The organism is Phycobacter sedimenti (assembly GCF_038148855.1).
GTDB classification, from domain to species: domain Bacteria; phylum Pseudomonadota; class Alphaproteobacteria; order Rhodobacterales; family Rhodobacteraceae; genus Phycobacter; species Phycobacter sedimenti.
Genome location: NZ_JBBVGR010000011.1, coordinates 59,653 through 77,355 on the forward strand (window position 1 = coordinate 59,653; position 17,703 = coordinate 77,355).

Annotated in this window: 14 protein-coding genes; 6 read left to right on the forward strand and 8 right to left on the reverse strand. The window is 62.6% G+C overall.

All coding sequences use genetic code 11. The features are described from left to right. Positions 1–14: 14 nt before the first annotated feature. From AADA15_RS17995 to rarD, 5 genes are all read left to right on the forward strand, one after another. A complete protein-coding gene (locus AADA15_RS17995) occupies positions 15–2,465 on the forward strand; it encodes a GcvT family protein (protein WP_341642946.1) in 2,451 nt (816 codons plus the stop codon). Between the two features lie 44 nt (positions 2,466–2,509). Beyond that, on the forward strand, positions 2,510–3,406 hold the full coding sequence (locus AADA15_RS18000; RefSeq protein WP_341642947.1) for a homocysteine S-methyltransferase family protein: 897 nt from the start codon (positions 2,510–2,512) through the stop codon (positions 3,404–3,406). 21 nt (positions 3,407–3,427) lie between these two features. After that, positions 3,428–4,408, forward strand: a complete 981-nt coding sequence (locus AADA15_RS18005) for a GlxA family transcriptional regulator (protein WP_341642948.1) — start codon at positions 3,428–3,430, stop codon at positions 4,406–4,408. Between the two features lie 112 nt (positions 4,409–4,520). Beyond that, positions 4,521–6,971 carry a GcvT family protein gene (locus tag AADA15_RS18010; RefSeq protein ID WP_341642949.1) on the forward strand — a complete coding sequence of 817 codons (2,451 nt, stop codon included), beginning with the start codon at positions 4,521–4,523 and terminating at the stop codon, positions 6,969–6,971. A gap of 125 nt (positions 6,972–7,096) precedes the next feature. Beyond that, positions 7,097–8,014, forward strand: a complete 918-nt coding sequence (gene rarD / locus AADA15_RS18015; RefSeq protein WP_341642950.1) for an EamA family transporter RarD — start codon at positions 7,097–7,099, stop codon at positions 8,012–8,014. Between the two features lies 1 nt (position 8,015). Here the strand turns inward: rarD and AADA15_RS18020 are convergent, their stop codons facing one another. Further along, positions 8,016–8,732: an SGNH/GDSL hydrolase family protein gene (locus AADA15_RS18020; RefSeq protein WP_341642951.1), complete on the reverse strand. Its 717-nt coding sequence runs from the start codon at positions 8,730–8,732 to the stop codon at positions 8,016–8,018. A 37-nt stretch (positions 8,733–8,769) separates the two neighbouring features. Next, a complete protein-coding gene (locus AADA15_RS18025) occupies positions 8,770–9,180 on the reverse strand; it encodes a nuclear transport factor 2 family protein (RefSeq protein WP_341642952.1) in 411 nt (136 codons plus the stop codon). A 107-nt stretch (positions 9,181–9,287) separates the two neighbouring features. Between AADA15_RS18025 and AADA15_RS18030 the strand changes: the two genes are divergently transcribed. Then, the gene (locus AADA15_RS18030) at positions 9,288–9,941 is read left to right on the forward strand and encodes an RluA family pseudouridine synthase (protein WP_341642953.1); all 654 of its coding nucleotides are present in this window, start codon (positions 9,288–9,290) and stop codon (positions 9,939–9,941) included. On the opposite strand, the gene AADA15_RS18035 is transcribed toward AADA15_RS18030, so the two are convergent. The 6 genes from AADA15_RS18035 to AADA15_RS18060 form a co-directional block, all read right to left on the reverse strand. Continuing rightward, positions 9,942–10,787 (reverse strand): alpha-1,2-fucosyltransferase, encoded by an 846-nt coding sequence (locus AADA15_RS18035; protein WP_341642954.1) that lies wholly within the window; start codon positions 10,785–10,787, stop codon positions 9,942–9,944. It lies immediately after the preceding gene. Positions 10,788–11,059: 272 nt separating this feature from the next. Then, positions 11,060–12,601, reverse strand: a complete 1,542-nt coding sequence (locus AADA15_RS18040) for an indolepyruvate oxidoreductase subunit beta family protein (protein ID WP_341642955.1) — start codon at positions 12,599–12,601, stop codon at positions 11,060–11,062. Further along, complete coding sequence (locus AADA15_RS18045) at positions 12,601–14,763, reverse strand: thiamine pyrophosphate-dependent enzyme (RefSeq protein WP_341642956.1); 2,163 nt, start codon at positions 14,761–14,763, stop codon at positions 12,601–12,603. Before AADA15_RS18045 ends, AADA15_RS18040 begins: the two co-directional genes overlap by 1 nt. Before the next feature lie 28 nt (positions 14,764–14,791). Then, entirely contained in the window at positions 14,792–15,286 is a 495-nt protein-coding gene (locus tag AADA15_RS18050) for a MarR family winged helix-turn-helix transcriptional regulator (protein ID WP_341642957.1), read from the reverse strand. After that, positions 15,283–16,842 (reverse strand): phytoene desaturase family protein, encoded by a 1,560-nt coding sequence (locus AADA15_RS18055; protein ID WP_341642958.1) that lies wholly within the window; start codon positions 16,840–16,842, stop codon positions 15,283–15,285. The genes AADA15_RS18050 and AADA15_RS18055 overlap by 4 nt, the downstream gene beginning before the upstream one ends. A gap of 6 nt (positions 16,843–16,848) precedes the next feature. Continuing rightward, positions 16,849–17,640: a cyclase family protein gene (locus tag AADA15_RS18060; protein ID WP_341642959.1), complete on the reverse strand. Its 792-nt coding sequence runs from the start codon at positions 17,638–17,640 to the stop codon at positions 16,849–16,851. Between the last annotated feature and the right edge of the window lie 63 nt (positions 17,641–17,703).

Consider the following 17,703-nt stretch of genomic DNA (forward strand, 5'->3'; position numbering starts at 1 on the left):
AAAAGGGAGCGGATATGTCTGATTTTCCATCAAAGGCCCGCGTGGTCATCATTGGCGGCGGTGTCGTCGGTTGTTCCTCCCTTTATCATCTGGCCAAGAAGGGCTGGAGCGACTGCGTTCTTTTGGAAAAGAACGAGCTGACGGCGGGCTCGACCTGGCATGCGGCGGGCAATGTGCCGACCTTTTCCACCTCCTGGTCGATTATGAACATGCAGCGCTACTCGACCGAGCTTTATGCGCGGCTGGGCGATGAGGTCGACTACCCGATGAATTATCATCAGACGGGGTCGATCCGGCTGGCGCACACGAAGGAACGGATGCAGGAGTTCGGGCGCGCCGCCGCCATGGGCCGCTATCAGGGCATGGGGATGGAGATCCTGACGCCGGAAGAGGCCAAGGCGCGCTATCCCTTCCTTGAAACCCACGATCTGGCGGGCGCCCTTTATGATCCCAACGACGGCGATATCGACCCGGCGCAGGTGACGCAGGCGCTGGCCAAGGGCGCGCGCGACATGGGCGCGAAGATTCTGCGCTTTTGCCCGGCAACCGGCGTGACCCAGAACGATGATGGCACCTGGATCGTGCACACCGACAAGGGTGATATCGCCTGCGACTATGTGGTCAACGCCGCTGGATACTATGCGCAGCGGGTGGGCGAATGGTTCAAACCCTATGGCGGGCGCACCGTGCCGATGATGGTGATGAGCCACCAATACCTGCTGTCCGAGGAAATCCCCGAGATCGAAGCCCACAGCAAGGAGACCGGCAAGAAGCTGCCGCTTTTGCGGGATGTGGATGTCTCCTACTACCTGCGGCAGGAAAAACACGGCTTCAACTTGGGCCCTTATGAGCCTAACTGCCGTGCCCATTGGGATACCGACGCCGATCCCATGCCCGAGGATTTTTCGTTCCAGCTGTGGAACGACGATCTGGACCGGATCGAGGATATCGTCACCGACGCCATGGCACGTGTGCCTGCGCTGGCCACGGCGGGTGTTTCGCGCGTGATCAATGGGCCGATTCCCTATGCGCCAGACGGCCTCCCCCTGCTGGGGCCGATGCCGGGCGTGAAGAACGCCTTCGAGGCCTGCGTTTTCACCTTCGGCATTGCCCAGGGGGGCGGTGCGGGCAAGGTGCTTGCGGAATGGATTGTCGATGGGCAGACCGAATGGGACATGTGGTCCTGCGATCCGCGCCGCTACACCGATTACACCGATCACGACTACTGCGTCGCCAAGGGGATGGAGGTCTACGGCCACGAGTATGCCATGCACTTTCCCCGCCACGAATGGCCCGCCGGGCGCGACAAGAAACTCTCGCCCGTGCATGAAAGGGTCAAGGCGCTGGGCGGGCAGATGGGCGCCTATAACGGCTGGGAGCGCGCCAACTGGTTCGCCAAACCCGGCGATGACACCTCCGAGGAAGCAACCCGCACCTGGGACCGCTCTGGCCCTTGGGAGGCGCGCATCCGTGAGGAATGCGAGGCGGTGCGCGATCACTGCGGCGTTCTGGACTTGCCCGGTTTTTCCCGGTTCGAGGTCAAGGGAGAGGGTGCACGTGAGTGGCTGCTCGGCAAGATTACCGGTGGCCTGCCCGGTGAGGGGCGCATGGGTCTGGCCTATTTCACCGATCCCCGCGGCCGCATCCTGACCGAGATGAGCGTGATGTGGCACGGGGAGGATCACTATATGCTGATCACCGCCGCCACGGCCCAGTGGCATGACTACGATGTGCTGGCGCATGACCTGCCCGAGGGGATCATGCTGCGGGACCGGACGCGAGATTTCTCGACCCTCATCGTCACCGGCCCCGCCGCGCGCGACATCTTCACCGCCATCGGAACCGAGGCGGACCTGTCTTTGCCCTGGCTGTCGGTGCAGACTGCGCGCATTGCAGGAGTCGACTGCGGTCTGGCGCGGGTGTCCTTCGCAGGGGAACTGGGCTGGGAAATCCACGCAGCCCCCGACGACATCCCGGCGCTCTATGATGTTGTGCTGGAAGCCGGTGCCAAACCCTTTGGCATGTACGCGCTGAACTCCCTGCGGATCGAGAAAGGATACCGCGCCTGGAAAGGGGACCTTTCCACCGATTATTCCGCAATCGAAGGGGGGCTGGATCGTTTCATCCGGCTGGGCAAGCCGCAGGATTTCCCCGGCAAGGCGGTGCTGGCGGCAGAGGCAGAGACCGGCCCGGCGAAACGCTTTGTCACCCTGGTGGTCGAGGCGGCAGAGGCGGATGCCCCTTACATGTCCTGCATCTGGAAGGATGGGGAGATCGTGGGAGAGACCACTTCGGGCGACTGGGGCTACCGCGTCGGCGCCTCCATCGCGCTGGGCATGCTGCGCAGTGACCTGGCTGTTCCGGGCACCGAGTTGGAGGTGGAAATCTACGGGCAGATGTGCAGGGCCGTTGTGCAGCAGGACGAACCGCTCTGGGATCCTCAGAATGCCCGCTTGCGCGCCTGAGGTGCCGCAGCCAGGGCGCAATCAGAAGAGTTTGGAGAGTGTAGATGTCCGATATCACATTGCTTGACGGCTCCATCGGTCAGGAGCTGGTGAAACGAGCCAAGGGGCAGCCCACGCCCATGTGGTCCACCTCCGTGATGCTTGAGCAGCCCGAAGCGGTGCGCGCCGTGCACAAAGCCTATTTCGATGCGGGTGCCACGATTGCAACGGCCAATACCTATGCCGTGCACCGGGATCGGCTGCCCATGGGCGGGCTGGAGGACCGGTTCGAAGAGCTGATCGACATGGCGCTGCAGGGCGCCTGCGCGGCGCGCGATGCCAATGGCGGGGGCCGCGTTTCCGGAGCAATGGGGCCGCTTGGGGCGACCTATCGCACGGACAAGACGCCCCCGGCAGATGAGGCCGCGCCGCTCTTTGCCGAACTGGTGGAACTGATGCGCGACCGGGTCGATCTGTTCATCCTGGAAACCGTCGCCTCAGTCGATCAGGCGCGGGGCGGATTGATGGGCTGCCAGAAGGCAGACCGCCCGGTGTGGCTGTCGGTGACGGTCGATGATGAGGACGGAACCCGCCTGCGCTCCGGCGAGCCGGTTGCGGATCTGGCGCCTGTGGTGGCCGAATTTGCGCCGGATGCGGTGCTGGTCAACTGCTCCCGCCCCGAGGCGATCCCGGCGGGCCTTGAGATCCTCAAAACCTTTGGTCGCCCCTTTGGCGCCTATGCGAACGGTTTCACCAAAATATCCGAAGGGTTCCTGAAGGACGCCCCGACAGTGGACGCTCTGGAAAAGCGCAAGGATCTGGGGCCCGAAGCCTATGCCGACCTGGTCATGGGGTGGATCGACCAGGGTGCGACTATCGTTGGCGGCTGCTGCGAGGTTGGTCCCGATCACATCGCCGAACTAGCCCGCCGCCTGAAGGCGGACGGACATCACATCGTCTGACCGGCAGCAAAAGGGGGCGCGATGACGCAGAAAACCGGCACCCGGAAAGAAGGTCCATGGCAGATCGATATTCTGGTCTGCGAGGGCTTCGTTCTGACTGAAATGGCTGCCGTGACGGATACGCTGCGGATTGCCAACCGGGTTCTGGCGCGCCCTCAGTTTGAATGGACCGTGCGCTCGGCCATTGGTGGGCGTATCGGCTGCCGTTCGGGCCTCAATGTCGAAACCGAGCCTTTTGTGGCGCGGCCCGATGCGGATTTCACCTTTGTGCTCGGTAACAGCGATCCCGGCCATCCCGGCCTGTCATTGGGCCGGGTGATTCAGAGCTATACCAGCCGTGGAACACAGGTATATCTGCTGGCCGAAGCTGCCGCCCGACATATCCGTAATCAGAGCGGCAAGACCGGCCCGCATACGACCCATTGGGAAAACTCGGACCTGTTGCGGGAACAGCTTGGGCTGGATCCGGGCAGCCAGACCCTTGCCCATGAGGACGGTCTGGTGGTGACCTGCGCCGGCATGGGCGCCACCACCGATATCGTTCTGGCGCTGGTGGGCAGGCTGACCTCGGCGGCGGTGCAGGTAACCGTGGCGAATATCCTCTTGCATGATCACATCCGCGATTTTGCCTCGCTGCAGCCCTTTTCTGGGCATGGCCCCACCACTTCGGGAGATCGCGATCTGGACAATTGCATCCGCCTGATGCAGGCCCATATCGAGGAGCCCTTGCCGATCAGCGCAATCGTGGCGGAGCTGGGCCTGTCCAACCGGTCGCTGGAACGCAAGTTCAAGACGTTCTTTGGCGCCACGCCCAACGGCTTTTATCGCGAAATGCGGCTGAGCAAGGCAAACAACCTCTTGCTGAATACCACGCTGAGCGTGCGAGAAATCGGCCTCGCCTGCGGCTTTCCCAACGGGTTCTCTTCACTCTACAAATCGGTCTTCGGGATCACGCCTTTTGCCCTGCGAAAACAGCGCCGGGCGCATTCTTCTGTTGGCTAGCGTTTCACCACAGGTCAGGCAAAGACCAGGCTCGCGCTGACGTTTTTGATGCATTTCCTGCCGTCTATACGTGCCACTATGGGCCAGAGACATTGCCTTCGGAGTGCACGAGATGAGCGATCTTCCTACATCGGCCCGCGTGGTCATCATCGGCGGCGGCGTGGTGGGCTGCTCGGTGGCCTATCACCTGACCAAGCTTGGCTGGACTGATGTGGTGCTGTTGGAACGCAAGCAGCTCACCTCGGGCACCACATGGCATGCGGCGGGGTTGATCGGTCAGCTGCGCGCCTCGTCCAATATGACGAAACTCGCGCGCTATTCTGCGGACCTTTATCTGGGGCTTGAGGAAGAGACGGGCGTTGCCACCGGCATGCGCCAGGTCGGGTCTGTTTCGGTCGCGCTGACGGATGAGCGGCTGGAGGAACTGTACCGGAACGCCGCCATGGCGCGCGCCTTTGGTGTGCCGGTTGAGGAACTGTCCCCGGCCGAAGTCAAAGAGCGCTACGGCCATATCAAACTTGATGGGGTCACCGGCGGTGTCTGGCTGCCCACGGACGGTCAGGCGGATCCGGCGAATATTGCGCTGGCCCTGGCCAAGGGCGCCCGCCAGCGCGGCGCGCTGGTGAAGGAGCGGATCAAGGTCACCGGCCTTTCCCGCGAAGGGCGCCGGGTAACGGGGGTCGATTGGGCGTCCGATTCAGGCTCTGATACAGGGCATATCGCCTGTGACATGGTGGTGAACTGTGCCGGGATGTGGGGGCACGAGGTGGGCCGGATGGCGGGTGTCAACGTACCGCTTCATGCCTGCGAGCATTTCTACATCGTCTCTGAGCCGATCCAGGGCCTCACCCAGATGCCGGTGCTGCGGGTGCCCGATGAATGCGCCTACTACAAAGAGGACGCAGGCAAGATCATGCTTGGCGCCTTTGAGCCAAACGCCAAACCTTGGGGCATGACCGGCATTCCCGACAGTTTCGAATTTGATCAGCTGCCCGAGGATTTCGACCATTTCGAACCCATCCTGGAGGCGGCCTGCAACCGCATGCCTTTGCTGGCGGAGGCGGGGATTCATACCTTCTTCAACGGCCCCGAAAGCTTCACACCCGACGATGCCTATCATCTGGGTCTGGCGCCCGAGATGGACAATGTCTGGATCGCGGCAGGGTTCAATTCGATCGGGATCCAGTCGGCAGGTGGCGCAGGCATGGCGCTGGCACAGTGGATGCAGGACGGCGAAAAGCCCTTTGACCTTGGTGACGTGGACATCAGCCGGATGCAGCCGTTTCAGGGCAACAAACATTATCTGTTCGAACGCTCCAAGGAAACATTGGGCCTGCTATACGCCGATCACTTCCCCTATCGGCAAAAGGCCACCGCGCGCGGGGTGCGGCGCTCGCCTTTCCATCACCACCTTGCCGAAGCGGGCGCCGTCTTTGGGGAACTGGCGGGCTGGGAGCGCGCCAATTGGTTCGCTGCGGAGGGCCAGTTGCGTGAATATCACTACAGCTGGAAGCGGCAGAACTGGTTCCAGAATTCCGCTGCCGAACACCGTGCGGTGCGGGAAAACGTCGGCATGTACGACATGTCCTCCTTCGGGAAGATCCGCGTGGAGGGGCCCGATGCCGAAAGCTTCCTCAACCACATCTGCGGGGCGAACATGTCCGTTCCGGTGGGCAAGATCGTCTATACGCAGTTCCTCAATACCCGCGGCGGGATCGAGGCGGATGTGACCGTCACGCGCCTGTCAGAGACTGTATACCTGGTTGTGACGCCCGCGATCACCCGACTGGCGGATGAAACGCGAATGCGGCGGCTGGCCGGAGACTACCGCGTGACGATCACGGATGTGACTGCGGGTGAGGGCGTTCTGGCGGTGATGGGACCGCGCTCGCGCGAGTTGTTGCAAAAGGTATCACCCAATGACTTCTCGAACGCGGTGAACCCCTTTGGGACGGCGCAGGACATCGAGATCGGCATGGGGCTGGCGCGCGCGCACCGGGTCTCATATGTCGGGGAACTGGGGTGGGAGATCTATGTCTCTGCCGACATGGCCGGTCATGTATTCGAGGTGCTGTACGAGGCCGGACAGGAGATGGATCTGAAGCTGTGCGGCATGCACATGATGGACAGTTGCCGGATCGAGAAGGGCTTTCGTCATTTCGGCCATGACATCACCTGCGAGGATCACGTGATCGATGCGGGGCTCGGCTTTGCGGTGGATCTGACCAAGCAGGATTTCATCGGCAAGGCCGCGGTTGCCGCCCGCAAGGAAAGCGGCCCGAAATCCCGTATGCTGCAATTCCGGGTGACCGATCCCGAACCGTTGCTTTATCACAACGAACCGCTGCTGCGCGACGGAGAGATCGTCGGCTATGTGTCCTCTGGCGCCTATGGCCATACCTTGGGGGGCGCCATCGGCATGGGATATGTCCCTTGCGAAGGGGAAAGCGCGGCAGAGGTGCTGGCCTCCGCTTATGAGATCGACGTGATGGGCGCCCGCGTGAAAGCAGAGGCCTCCCTAAGGCCGATGTATGACCCGAAATCAGAGCGGGTGAAGGCGTGATGCGGCTCTAACACGGGATAATTTGCCAGAAATATGGGGGTGGTGCGCAGTGTGACCACCCCTGTTGTTTTTGTGCATTCCCTTCGCCTGCAAAGCTGCCATAAAGGCCGCAGAGGAGAGCCGAGATGACCAGCCACAAGCCCGACAACGTCGACACCCCGCAGGGATTGGCCTTTGCCATCACGGCCTATTTGCTTTGGGGTTTCTTGCCGCTCTACATGAAGGCGGTCTCGCATATTCCGGCGGCCGAGGTGGTGGCGCACCGGGTGATCTGGTCGGTACCGCTTGCCGGAGCGTTGCTGATCCTGCTGCGCCGCACCGACGATCTGCGCGCCGCCCTGCGGAGCCCGCGCACCCTTGTGATGGCTTGCCTGACGGCGGTGCTGATCTCGGTCAACTGGGGGATCTATGTCTGGTCCATCGCCACGGATCACGCGCTTGATGCCGCTCTCGGATATTACATAAACCCCCTGTTTAGTGTCGCACTGGGCGCCCTTTTACTGGGTGAGCGTCCGACCCGGACGCAGATGGTTGCCATCGCCCTTGCAGCCGCCGCAGTGGTGGTTCTGACGGTCGAAACCGGCAGCCTGCCCTGGGCTGCGATTGGCTTGACCTTCAGTTGGGGGTTTTATGCCTTCTTCAAGAAATGGTTGCCGGTCGGCCCGAACCAGGGGTTTCTGTTGGAGGTGCTGATCCTTTCTGTACCTGCTCTTTGCTATCTCGCTTACCTCGGGGCGGTGGGAGGAGGGCATTTCACCGTCAGCTTGCAGCAAAGCCTGCTTCTGATGGGCTGTGGAGTGGTGACGGCGGTGCCCCTGATCATCTACGCGAACGGGGCAAAACTGTTGCGGCTGTCGACCATCGGAATTCTTCAATACATTGCTCCGACGCTCATCTTCCTCGTCGCCGTCTTTGTCTTTGGTGAGGAATTCGGCCATGCCCGCATGATCGCTTTCCCGATGATCTGGGCCGCGCTGGTGATCTACTCGATCCCGCTGATCCGGCAGATGCGGCGCAAGCCCGGAACGGCAAAGCCGGGCTGAATCAGTCTCTAAGCAAGTTTTTTTCAATCTCTTTGGCCAACCGCTCTGCCCAGAGCGCATAGGCGCGCGGATTTGGATGATAGCCGTCTTCCGCCGCCAGTTCAGGATCGCTTGGCAACTCGAAAGGCAGGTGGTGCAGCCCGAAAATCTGCATGGAAAGCCGGGCCAGCCTGTTGTCCAGTCGCTGCGCCTGACGCCCCAGCGCCCAGGCGAGCGGCTGGGGCAGGGCGGGGAAATGCTCCATCTGTGGCACCCCGCAGGCCAAGATCTGCCGCACGCCGAACCGATCGGCCAACAACCGCGCCAAACCCTTTTGCTGGCGCGCAAATCTGCGCTGCGAAACGGCCCCGGTCACATCATTCACGCCAAGTGCCAGAACGGCCACGTCAAAGGGCTGCGCGGGCAGGTTGGTCAGCCGCTGCAGGGTGTCTGCTGTGGCGTGACCGGTCGTGGCCTCAAGCCGCCAATGCACCTCCCACCGCGGTGCAAGGCGCGTCACCAGTTGACCCGCAAGCGCCTGATCCTGATGCGCGGCACCAACGCCAGCGGCAGAGCTGTCTCCGGCAATCAAAAGGCGTAAGGGCGGACCCGATCCCATACGCCCCTGTCTCGGACCTTCAGGTTCCGGCAGGCGCAGTGCCTTGCGCCGCACCGCTAACCCTTGCGCGATCAACACGGGCAACAGCGGCAGGCGCAGGATCTGGTCGATTGCGATCATGGCACGGTTGGAAATATCAGGCTCTAATAGGAGGCAGTTAGCTGAGTGCCTCGCGGAATTTCAGGAAGCGGGCGTCGGTCTGAACCCGCGCATTCATAGCATCACGCAGTGCGCCGACCGATTTGTAGGGGCGCATGACCACTTCGAAGGTCTCGATCAACCCGTCGTCGTTCAGCGTTATCAGATCCACGCCCACGGCGTCGAACTCACCGATCTTGCACTGGAATTCCAGCGCCCAGTCGTTACCCTCTCCCATGATGCGGCGGTAGCGAAAATCGGAAAACACCTGCCCCACATGTCCCAGAACTGCAGCCACCGGCGCGCGCCCCGTCCAGGTTTTCCAATAGGTCGGCGGCAGGAATTTCACGTCTTCGGCCAGTAGCTCGGCGATCAGGTGTTCCTCGCCCTTGGCGACGACCTCCTGCATGCGGGTGATGGTTGGATGCATTGTCTCTCTCCCTCTTTGCAGCCGATCCTGCCCTTGCGTCGCAGTGAGGGGCAAGAAGGACGTCGCGGGAACTTGCCGCAGACAGGGCGAGACGCTAGGCAGGCGCCATGACCCTATCGAGCGAATACACCCCGCCGCAGGATCCCCTGGAGATCCTGCTCCACGATGCGCAGATCCTTGCGGTGAACAAACCGGCAGGGCTTTTGAGCGTGCCGGGGCGGGGGGAGCATTTGTCCGATTGCCTGCTCAGCCGGGTCCAGCTTGCCTTTCCCGAGGCGTTGCTTGTGCATCGGCTGGACCGGGACACCTCGGGCGTCATGATCTTTGCGCTGACGCCCCATGCGCAGCGGCACCTGTCGATGCAGTTCGAAAAGCGCACCGCCCGCAAGGCCTATGTGGCGCGTGTTTCCGGGCGGTTGGAGCCGCGATCAGGTACGGTGGATCTGCCCCTGATCGTGGACTGGCCGAACCGACCGCGCCAGATGGTCTGCCAGGAAACGGGCAAGCCAGCGGTGACGGACTGGAGGGTGATCAAATATGAGGAGGGCGAAACGCGCGTGCGACTGACGCCCAAGACGGGACGGTCGCATCAGTTGCGGGTGCATATGCTATCGCTCGGGCATCCAATTCTGGGCGATCCGCTCTATGCCGAAGGGGCGGCGCGGGATTTTCCCCGCATGATGCTCCATTCCGAGGAGCTGCGGATCAAGCATCCCGATAGTGAAGAATCGATGAAATTCCGGGCCAAGGCGCCGTTCTGATCAGGCCTCAACCCGGTGCCAGCTGTCCGGCAGGATGTCGGGGTTGTGAAGCTTGGGATCTCCGAACCACTGCGCCGGGCCGGTGACGCGTTTTTCCGGGTTGGGGTTCAGCCATGCCGCCCACCAGGAGAAGGAGCTGTTGGCGATGATGTTGTGCTGGCACAGCGTCATCAGCCGCATGTCCTCGAAGTCCGTTTCGGGTCCGTTGAAATCCACCACGATCTTCTCGCAGGGCAGAGGCAGGTTTTCCTTGGCCCATTGGGGATCATCGGAAAACACAAAGACCGTAGGTGTGCCGGAAAGCCCGTCGAGGATGCGCGCAAGGGCAGCCTCGTAGTAGGCCTGATCGCAAAGCACATGGGCCGCAAGCGCCAGGTAGTCGCCGCGGCGTACATGCAAAGAGATCGCGTTGCAGCCGTGGATGCGATCGGCCATTTCGGCGTTCTGGGTGTTGGAGAATTCCGGGAAAATGAAATCGGAGCGGATGCGGTCGGCAATCCCGGCAAAGTACCTCTCGCTCTGCCAGTAGCCGTGCAAATAGGTGTCATCACCCCAGGTATCGAAATCCGCGTTGTAGCCGAGGCCCCGTTCGCGCTGAAACCTTGGTGCGCGACCGAAGGCCCGCCAGATGGCATAACGCAGGAGCGCATCGCTTTTCAGCGGTGGAAGAGCAGAAGGAGCGACCAGATCCAGATCGAAGACCCGTGTCAGGACACCTTCACCGCGCCGGATGGCTTCTCGCGTGTCAAGGGAGACCGAGGTTCCGGTGCGTTCGGCAAGGGCGCGGGCGGCGGCGTATTGGAACATCTGGTTGCCAAGGCGGCCGTGCAGGCGGGCGGTGATCATTGCGACTGTCTGTCCATGCGAAGGATCCGTTTGGTCCTGCATATCGGTGTGGCGGACACATTGAAAGGTCGATACCGCGTGGAACGGTTTGCAATGGGCTTGGAAACCTGAGCCCTCCCGCCCGTCGTCAGCCTTCCTGATGGAAGACATCCTCCCGTTGGGCCCGGCGCCGCGCAAGGCGCGGCGCCGGGCCCAAGGTCGCCAAGGGTGTCGTGGCCATGCCACGGCATCCTGCGGGCGCGGGAGAGCTGCGATTCAGCCTATCCGCAGGTTCAGAGGAAACTGCGGATGGTTTTCAGGGCGCCATCAAGAGCCTCACCCTTCTCGTCTTGCAGGGCAGCTTCACGCAGGCGGGCGACCCACTCAGGGCCGTCGTCGCGGGTATCGACCAGTCTTGCACCCTCCAGCACACGGTCGAATTTCGTGAGGCCTCTGGCGTGGGTGTCGGAATAGCCCTTGATCAGTCGGCGACAGCGCAGGATTTCCACAGCCATGTCATATCGATCCGGCAGATAGGCATTGGCGCGGGACAACCAATCCTGCAGATGGGCCTGCTCCAGTGCGTGACGGTGGGTCTTGCGACGCCAGCCCCGCAAGCCACCCAGGACATAGAGCATCACAAAGCCGCGCAGGCTGTCGGTTCGGATGCGGCGGCCCTTGTTGAACAGACGATCCAGCCGCTTCATCCAGACGGGGCTTGCTTCGATCCGTGCCCCCAGACGGGCAGGAAACAGGCCTGCAATCTCCTCGGCGCGGGGATGCAGGTAGTCGGTGAGTGTCATTGCCTTGCCCACGCTGCCTATCTCACCTTCGATGCGGTCGAACCGGCTGGCGCGGGTCTTGAGATCAGCCACACGGATCACGTCGTCATAGGCCATGGCGTTGGCGATATATTTCGCCGCTTCGCGAGACAACACGTGGTCGCGGCCTGCGTCGTCCTGTGCAACAAAGGGCGCAAGCCGGTCGAGATACTCGGTGCCATAGGCGACATCCTGGAACTCAACCACCTTGCGCAGACCGGCCTCTGCCATCTCTTTGACTTCGGTCGGCAATGCGGCGATGCGGGTCATCAGATCGCCAAAGGCCCGGATCTGCTGTGGTGAGCCGGATGGGACCAGCGCCGGTATTGCCTTGGGCTGTTCCGTTGACGGGTCTTCCCCCGTCTGCGCGAGATCATACCCGGCAGCAAAGGCGCGGAGGCTGGCCTCGACCCCCTTCCCGGAGGCGCGGATCGCATCCTCAAAAGCGGACCGTTCAAACGGCAGGGCACCGGATCCGGCCAGCGCTCCGAACAGCGAGGCCGAGATCACCGATCCCGCGCCTACGGCCGCGCGTTCCATATCGGCCATGATCAGTTTTTCAGCGGCCATTTCGGCAGCAGCGCGCACCTCTTCGGCGTCGGCCATACCGTTGCCGGGCACCATCTTCTCCGACACGGCAAGCGCACGGTGGGTTGAGGCGATCAGGGTCGTGCGATCGGGTGTCACAAAGCCGCGCAGGATGGCGCGTCCGGCCTCCATCATTTCGGCTGCGATCATCACGTCCACGTCGCCCTGTGCGGGCGCCAAGGAGAACACTGGGTTCGAAACCGAGGCCGGGGCCATCTCGATGTAGTAGATCGTGGCGCCGGTGCGCTGGGCGACGCCTGCAACGCTGGTGGCCTGGGCGTTGTAGCCTTGCGAGCGCGCAAGGGATTCGATCCAATTGGTCAGCACCCCACCGCCCTGGCCACCCACTGCGAGGATTGCGAGCTTGATCACGCCGTCGAGGCCAGCGTCGCGCTGACCTGTTCCGATTGGCAGTTCGATGGACATCAGGCGGCTCCCTGGCTCACGGTACTGGAAAACTGCAGACGCCGCGCCGAACGACGACCTTGCAGCCACGAGATGATCCGCGTGCGCAGCCCCGCCTTCCAGCGTTCAAAGCCGGTGGGATTGTGCACGACACGCGCCTCGAAAAAAGACGGGCAGAGGATCGCGGCATCGGCCACCTCGCCGCAGTTGCCACAGCCGACGCAGGTTTGGTCGATATGGGCCACGGGATCGTCGCGCAGGGGATCGTCGAGTGTCTTCAGCGACAGCGAGGGGCAGCCCGACAGGCGAATACAAGCGTGATCGCCGGTGCAGATGTCCTGATCGACGCCGAAACGAGGCACCTCGACACGTGTGCCGTCCTTGATCGCAGCATTGCGCAAAGGTTTCTCGCGCCGCTGTTTGTTCAGCATGCACTCCGAGGAGGCGACGATGACCTTTGGCCCGTCATAGTCGGTGGTCAGCGCCTCGCGGATGGTGGCGCGCATCTGTGTGACGTCATAGGTGCGGTCGATCTGCCGGATCCATTTGACGCCCGCGCCCTCAAGCGCCTTGGTGATCGGGTTGTTCGTGGCCTTGCTGGCATTCTTGGCGCGGCTCGACGGAATGTCCTGCCCGCCGGTGGCGGCGGAATAGTAGTTGTCGACAATGATGGCGACGCTGTCGGATTTGTTGAACACCATGTTGCCGATCGAGGAACTCAGCCCGTTGTGCCAGAAGCCCCCATCGCCAAGGATCGAGATCGCACGCTTTTCGCCGCCGCCGTCAAAGGCCGCGTTTGAGGCCGGGCCAAGACCATAGCCCATGGTCTGCCCGCCGATTTCGAATGGAGGCAGGGCGGCGAACAGGTGACAGCCGATATCGGCCGAGATCTGGTGCTTACCGAGCTCCTGCTCCACCAGCTTCATCGAGGCAAAGATGGGCCGCTCCGGGCAGCCGGTGCAGAACCCCGGTGGGCGAATTGGCACGGTCTGGCTGAGGTCGGGGATCTCGGGCACGGGTTCGTTGGGGGCGAGGATCTGACCGGGCAGAAGGCTTGCGGCATAGGTGCGCAGGAAATCTTCGATCCCGTCTTTCATCACCTGGCCGGTGTATTCGCCCGCCTTGGGGAAGGTACCCTTGCCTTCGAGTTTCGTGCTGCTGCCCGCCTTGTAGAGCATGGCGCCAAGCTGCTGCTCGATGAACTCGGGCTGGCCTTCCTCGATCATCAGGACGGCGTCCTTGTCCTCGCAGAAGTCCAGAAGATCGCTTTGCACCAGCGGGTAGGTCACGTTCATCACGTAAAGCGGCACGTCGGTGTTGCCCGACAGATCCGCAAGGCCGAGGCGCTGAAGGGAGCGGATGACGCTGTTGTACATACCGCCGAGGCAGATCAGGCCGACTTTGCCCTCCTTTGGGCCAAAGCGTTCGTTGAGCCCATTGTCGAGGATGTATTTCTCGGCGGCGGGCCAGCGGTTTTCGATCTTGTCATGTTCGTGCTGGTAGGACATCGGCGGCAGCACCACGCGCGAGAAATCCCGCTGCGGGTTCGCCAAGGCATCGCGCACAGTCAGATCGGGGCGCTTGTTGTCGCGGCATTCGAAGGTGCCGGTCACATGGCAGGACCGGATTCGCACCATAAGCATCACGGGCGTGTTCGACGCCTCCGACAGGCCAAAGCCGTCGCCCACGGATTTCACGATGGATGGCAGGTTGGGGCGCGGATCCAGCAGCCAGAACTGTGACTTCATAGCAAAGGCATAAGAGCGCTCCTGCATGATCGAGGAGCCTTCGCCGTAGTCCTCACCGACCACCACAAGGGCGCCGCCGGTGACGCCGGAGGACGCGAGGTTCGCCAGCGCGTCCGAGGCCACGTTGACCCCAACCGATCCCTTGAAGGTGACAGCCCCCCGGATAGGATAGTGCACAGAAGCGGCCAACATCGCTGCGGCTGCCGCCTCTGACGCGTTCGCCTCGTAGCGAACGCCAAGTTCGCCAAGCAGATCCTCGGCATCGGCCAGAACGTCCATCAGGTGCGAGATCGGCGCGCCCTGGTAACCGCCTACATAGCCGACTCCATTTTCCAGAAGAGCCTTGGTGATGGCGAGAATACCCTCTCCGGTAAAGCTGTGCCCGGCGCCTTTGCGCAGGTGCTCGACTTCTGCCTTGAACGACCTTTCGGCCATGGGCGCCTCCTTGGCTCTTCTTTCGGGATCAGATCTGGTGCACGCGCACGTTGCGCAGGATGGTTTGCAGGGTGGTCACGAACTGGCGCTGCTCTTCTTCGCTGATGCCTTTGAACATCTGCGCATAGGCCGCGGCGATATGCGGCCAGAGCTTTTCCTGCGTCTCACGGCCCCTCGGGGTCATGTAGATGCGGGTGGCGCGGCTGTCGTCCGGGTCGGGGCAGCGGGAAATCAGCCCTTCCTTTTCCATCTTGTCCAGGGATCGGCTGAGCGTCGATTGCTCCACCACCGCATAGACGGCAAGTTCACGGATCAATAGCCCGTCCATCACGGAAAGCACCGCCAGCGTCCGCATCTTGGGTGTTGTCAGGCCCAGGGCCGCCATCTCGTCGCGCAGGGAGGCGTTGTAGCGCCCCATGATCCGGTTCATCAGATAGGGCGGAAAATTTTCCAGACCGATCTCTCCCAGCCGCGGCGTACCTGCGGCTTGAGGTTCTTGCGTGACAACATCATCCTCGTTCATGCACCCATCCTTTTTGCAAGGTTGTAGCCGGACCCGCCGCCCAGACCAGGTCCGGGGTGGGTCGCGGCGCCAATCATATGCAGATCCTTCACTGCGGTGGCGTTATTGACCGATTGCGGGAAGGGGCGCCAGACAAAGAACTGGTCAAGAGTGCAGGCCCCGCCATAGGGGTCGCCACCCACCAGATTCATGTTCAGATCCTGAAGATCGGCGGGGGAATAGGCGCGGCGCGCCAGTTTGATCTTGTCGAAATCCTTGATGTGGCGCGCCAGGATCGCCTCGATCCGATCGGCAAAGGCTTCGCGGGTGGCCTCGCTCCAGTCCGGCCCGGTTTCGATCGTGCCAGCGGCATCGCCCTTGATCACGCGGGGGGCGTCGGGGATCTGCAGCCAGAGAATCGCCTTGCCGTCCGGGCAGCGGGAAGGATCCATGCGTTGCGGCTGGCCGACGCAGATGGTCGGGGTTTCGGGAAGCATGCCGCGCTCGGCCTCGTTTGCGGATTTGGAGACGCTGTCCACCCCGTCGGCCAGATGGATCAGAGCCACGTCTTCCAGACCCTCGGCCAGCCATTCGGGGGCGGCGTCCAGCGCATAGTGCAGTTGGAAATTGCCGCGTCCGTGGCGGTAAGTCTTGACCGCTTCGGGCGCGTCCTCTTGAGGCAGCAGGCGGCCATAAAGCTGCGAGGGCGTAACGGATGCAATGACTGAGGCACCGTGGATCACCTCTCCGTCGCTGGTTTCCACGCCTATGGCACGCCCGTTCTGTGTGATGATCCGGGCCACATCTGCGCCGGTGCGGATCTCACCGGCATTGGAGGTGATCAGGCGGCCAAAGGCCTCGGCCGCGGCGCCCGCACCGCCCTTGACCACCGGCGCCCCGGCGGCCTCCAGCGCGAAGGCGATGACCCGGCCCATCTGGCCCGAGTAGGTGCTTTCCGGGGTCAGCCCGCAATGGAGAACCCAGGGCGCCCAAAGCGCCTGCATGTCTTCGGAGCCATAGGAGCTTTCCAGCCAGCCCCGCGCCGGTTGCAGCGCCGTGCCGACCCAGGATTTGAGACCATTGAGGCCGCGCTTCCAGGCCTGTTTCGCCATCAGTTTGGCGGTGCCCAGCGACCAGAGCGATCCACCCAGCAGAGCAAAAAGGAACTCCGCGTCCGCCTCGATCCCGCCCACATCGTGGCCATGCTGTGCCCCGTCGCCGGGATGCAGCGCATCAAAGGTTGCGATATTGGCGGCGCGGTCCATGGTCAGTACCGTGGCGCGCCCGTTCGGGCGCAGCACAGCCGTGGGGTGGGCCGTATGGCAGAATTCCAACCCATGCTTGCCCAGATCCTCGGCCAGTTCTGCATAGGCGGGGGAGGTCAGGAACAGAACGAAGGTCGCCGCCATCACATCATGGGCATAGCCCGGCAGCGTGATCTCATCGGTGCGCATGCAGCCGCCGATCCGGTCAGAGCGTTCGAGCATCACAACCGGCTGCCCCTTGCGGGACAACAGCGCGGCGGCGACCAGCGCATTGATGCCAGAGCCGATGACGATATGCGGAGCGGCGGCCATCCCCGCTTATCCCTTCGGAACCAGCGCCAGGGCGCGGATCGGGCTGCCGGTGCCGCGTTCTATCTTCAGCGGGGCGGCGATCAGGATGGCGCCCTTGGGCGGCAGCTTGTCGAGGTTGGCAAGCGAGGCCAGACCAAAGCAGTTGTCGCGGTGCAGAAGGTTATGCGCCGGATAGGGCGGCTCCATCCCGCCGGCCTGACCGGCATCGGTGCCGATGCACTGGCTACCCCAGCCCACGATCCCCTTGCTGAGGAGGTACTCGATCGCGTCCGGGGTCGGTCCGGGGCTGTGGGGGCCGGTCTCATCGGCGTTGAGGAAAGCCGCCTCGTCGCCTGCGCGTTTATCCCAGTCGGTGCGCATCACCACCCATTCGCCCTTGCCGATCTCGCCGTGCTTGGCTTCCCAGGCCTTGATCAGGTCGGCCGTCAGCAGGAAGTCCTCGTTCTCGGCGCTTTCGGCGGAGCAGTCGATCACATTGACCGGCGCAATCAGGCGCTGCACGTCGAGCGTATCGGTAAAGCCTTCCTCGTAGTCCTTCCCGGTGATCCAGTGGTGCGGCGCATCAAAATGCGTGCCGGAATGCTCTCCCAGCACCATCCAGTTCCAGGCAAAGAAGGGACCGTCCTTGTCGTATTCGCTGATCTTGTGGATCTCGACCTTGGGGGTGTTCTTTGCAAAATCCTCGGGCAGTTGCAGGATCGGTGTGTTCGGACCCAGCACGCCCGTGCAGTCCACGACTTCGATCTCTCCTGTCAAAAGCTTGGCGCCAAGCCCGTCCAATGCGGTTGTTGCGGTCATTATCGCCTCCCGTGTTGTGCGCGGTCTATCTGGTGCCGCTTTTTGTGCGATGACAAATCCATG

Excerpts from the sequence above, each read along its gene's own strand:
- AADA15_RS17995 (WP_341642946.1), top strand. The coding sequence starts at position 15 with ATGTCTGATTTTCCATCAAAGGCCCGCGTGGTCATCATTGGCGGCGGT.
- AADA15_RS18000 (WP_341642947.1), top strand. The coding sequence starts at position 2,510 with ATGTCCGATATCACATTGCTTGACGGCTCCATCGGTCAGGAGCTGGTG.
- AADA15_RS18005 (WP_341642948.1), top strand. The coding sequence starts at position 3,428 with ATGACGCAGAAAACCGGCACCCGGAAAGAAGGTCCATGGCAGATCGAT.
- AADA15_RS18010 (WP_341642949.1), top strand. The coding sequence starts at position 4,521 with ATGAGCGATCTTCCTACATCGGCCCGCGTGGTCATCATCGGCGGCGGC.
- rarD (WP_341642950.1), top strand. The coding sequence starts at position 7,097 with ATGACCAGCCACAAGCCCGACAACGTCGACACCCCGCAGGGATTGGCC.
- AADA15_RS18020 (WP_341642951.1), bottom strand. The coding sequence starts at position 8,732 with ATGATCGCAATCGACCAGATCCTGCGCCTGCCGCTGTTGCCCGTGTTG.
- AADA15_RS18025 (WP_341642952.1), bottom strand. The coding sequence starts at position 9,180 with ATGCATCCAACCATCACCCGCATGCAGGAGGTCGTCGCCAAGGGCGAG.
- AADA15_RS18030 (WP_341642953.1), top strand. The coding sequence starts at position 9,288 with ATGACCCTATCGAGCGAATACACCCCGCCGCAGGATCCCCTGGAGATC.
- AADA15_RS18035 (WP_341642954.1), bottom strand. The coding sequence starts at position 10,787 with ATGATCACCGCCCGCCTGCACGGCCGCCTTGGCAACCAGATGTTCCAA.
- AADA15_RS18040 (WP_341642955.1), bottom strand. The coding sequence starts at position 12,601 with ATGTCCATCGAACTGCCAATCGGAACAGGTCAGCGCGACGCTGGCCTC.
- AADA15_RS18045 (WP_341642956.1), bottom strand. The coding sequence starts at position 14,763 with ATGGCCGAAAGGTCGTTCAAGGCAGAAGTCGAGCACCTGCGCAAAGGC.
- AADA15_RS18050 (WP_341642957.1), bottom strand. The coding sequence starts at position 15,286 with ATGAACGAGGATGATGTTGTCACGCAAGAACCTCAAGCCGCAGGTACG.
- AADA15_RS18055 (WP_341642958.1), bottom strand. The coding sequence starts at position 16,842 with ATGGCCGCCGCTCCGCATATCGTCATCGGCTCTGGCATCAATGCGCTG.
- AADA15_RS18060 (WP_341642959.1), bottom strand. The coding sequence starts at position 17,640 with ATGACCGCAACAACCGCATTGGACGGGCTTGGCGCCAAGCTTTTGACA.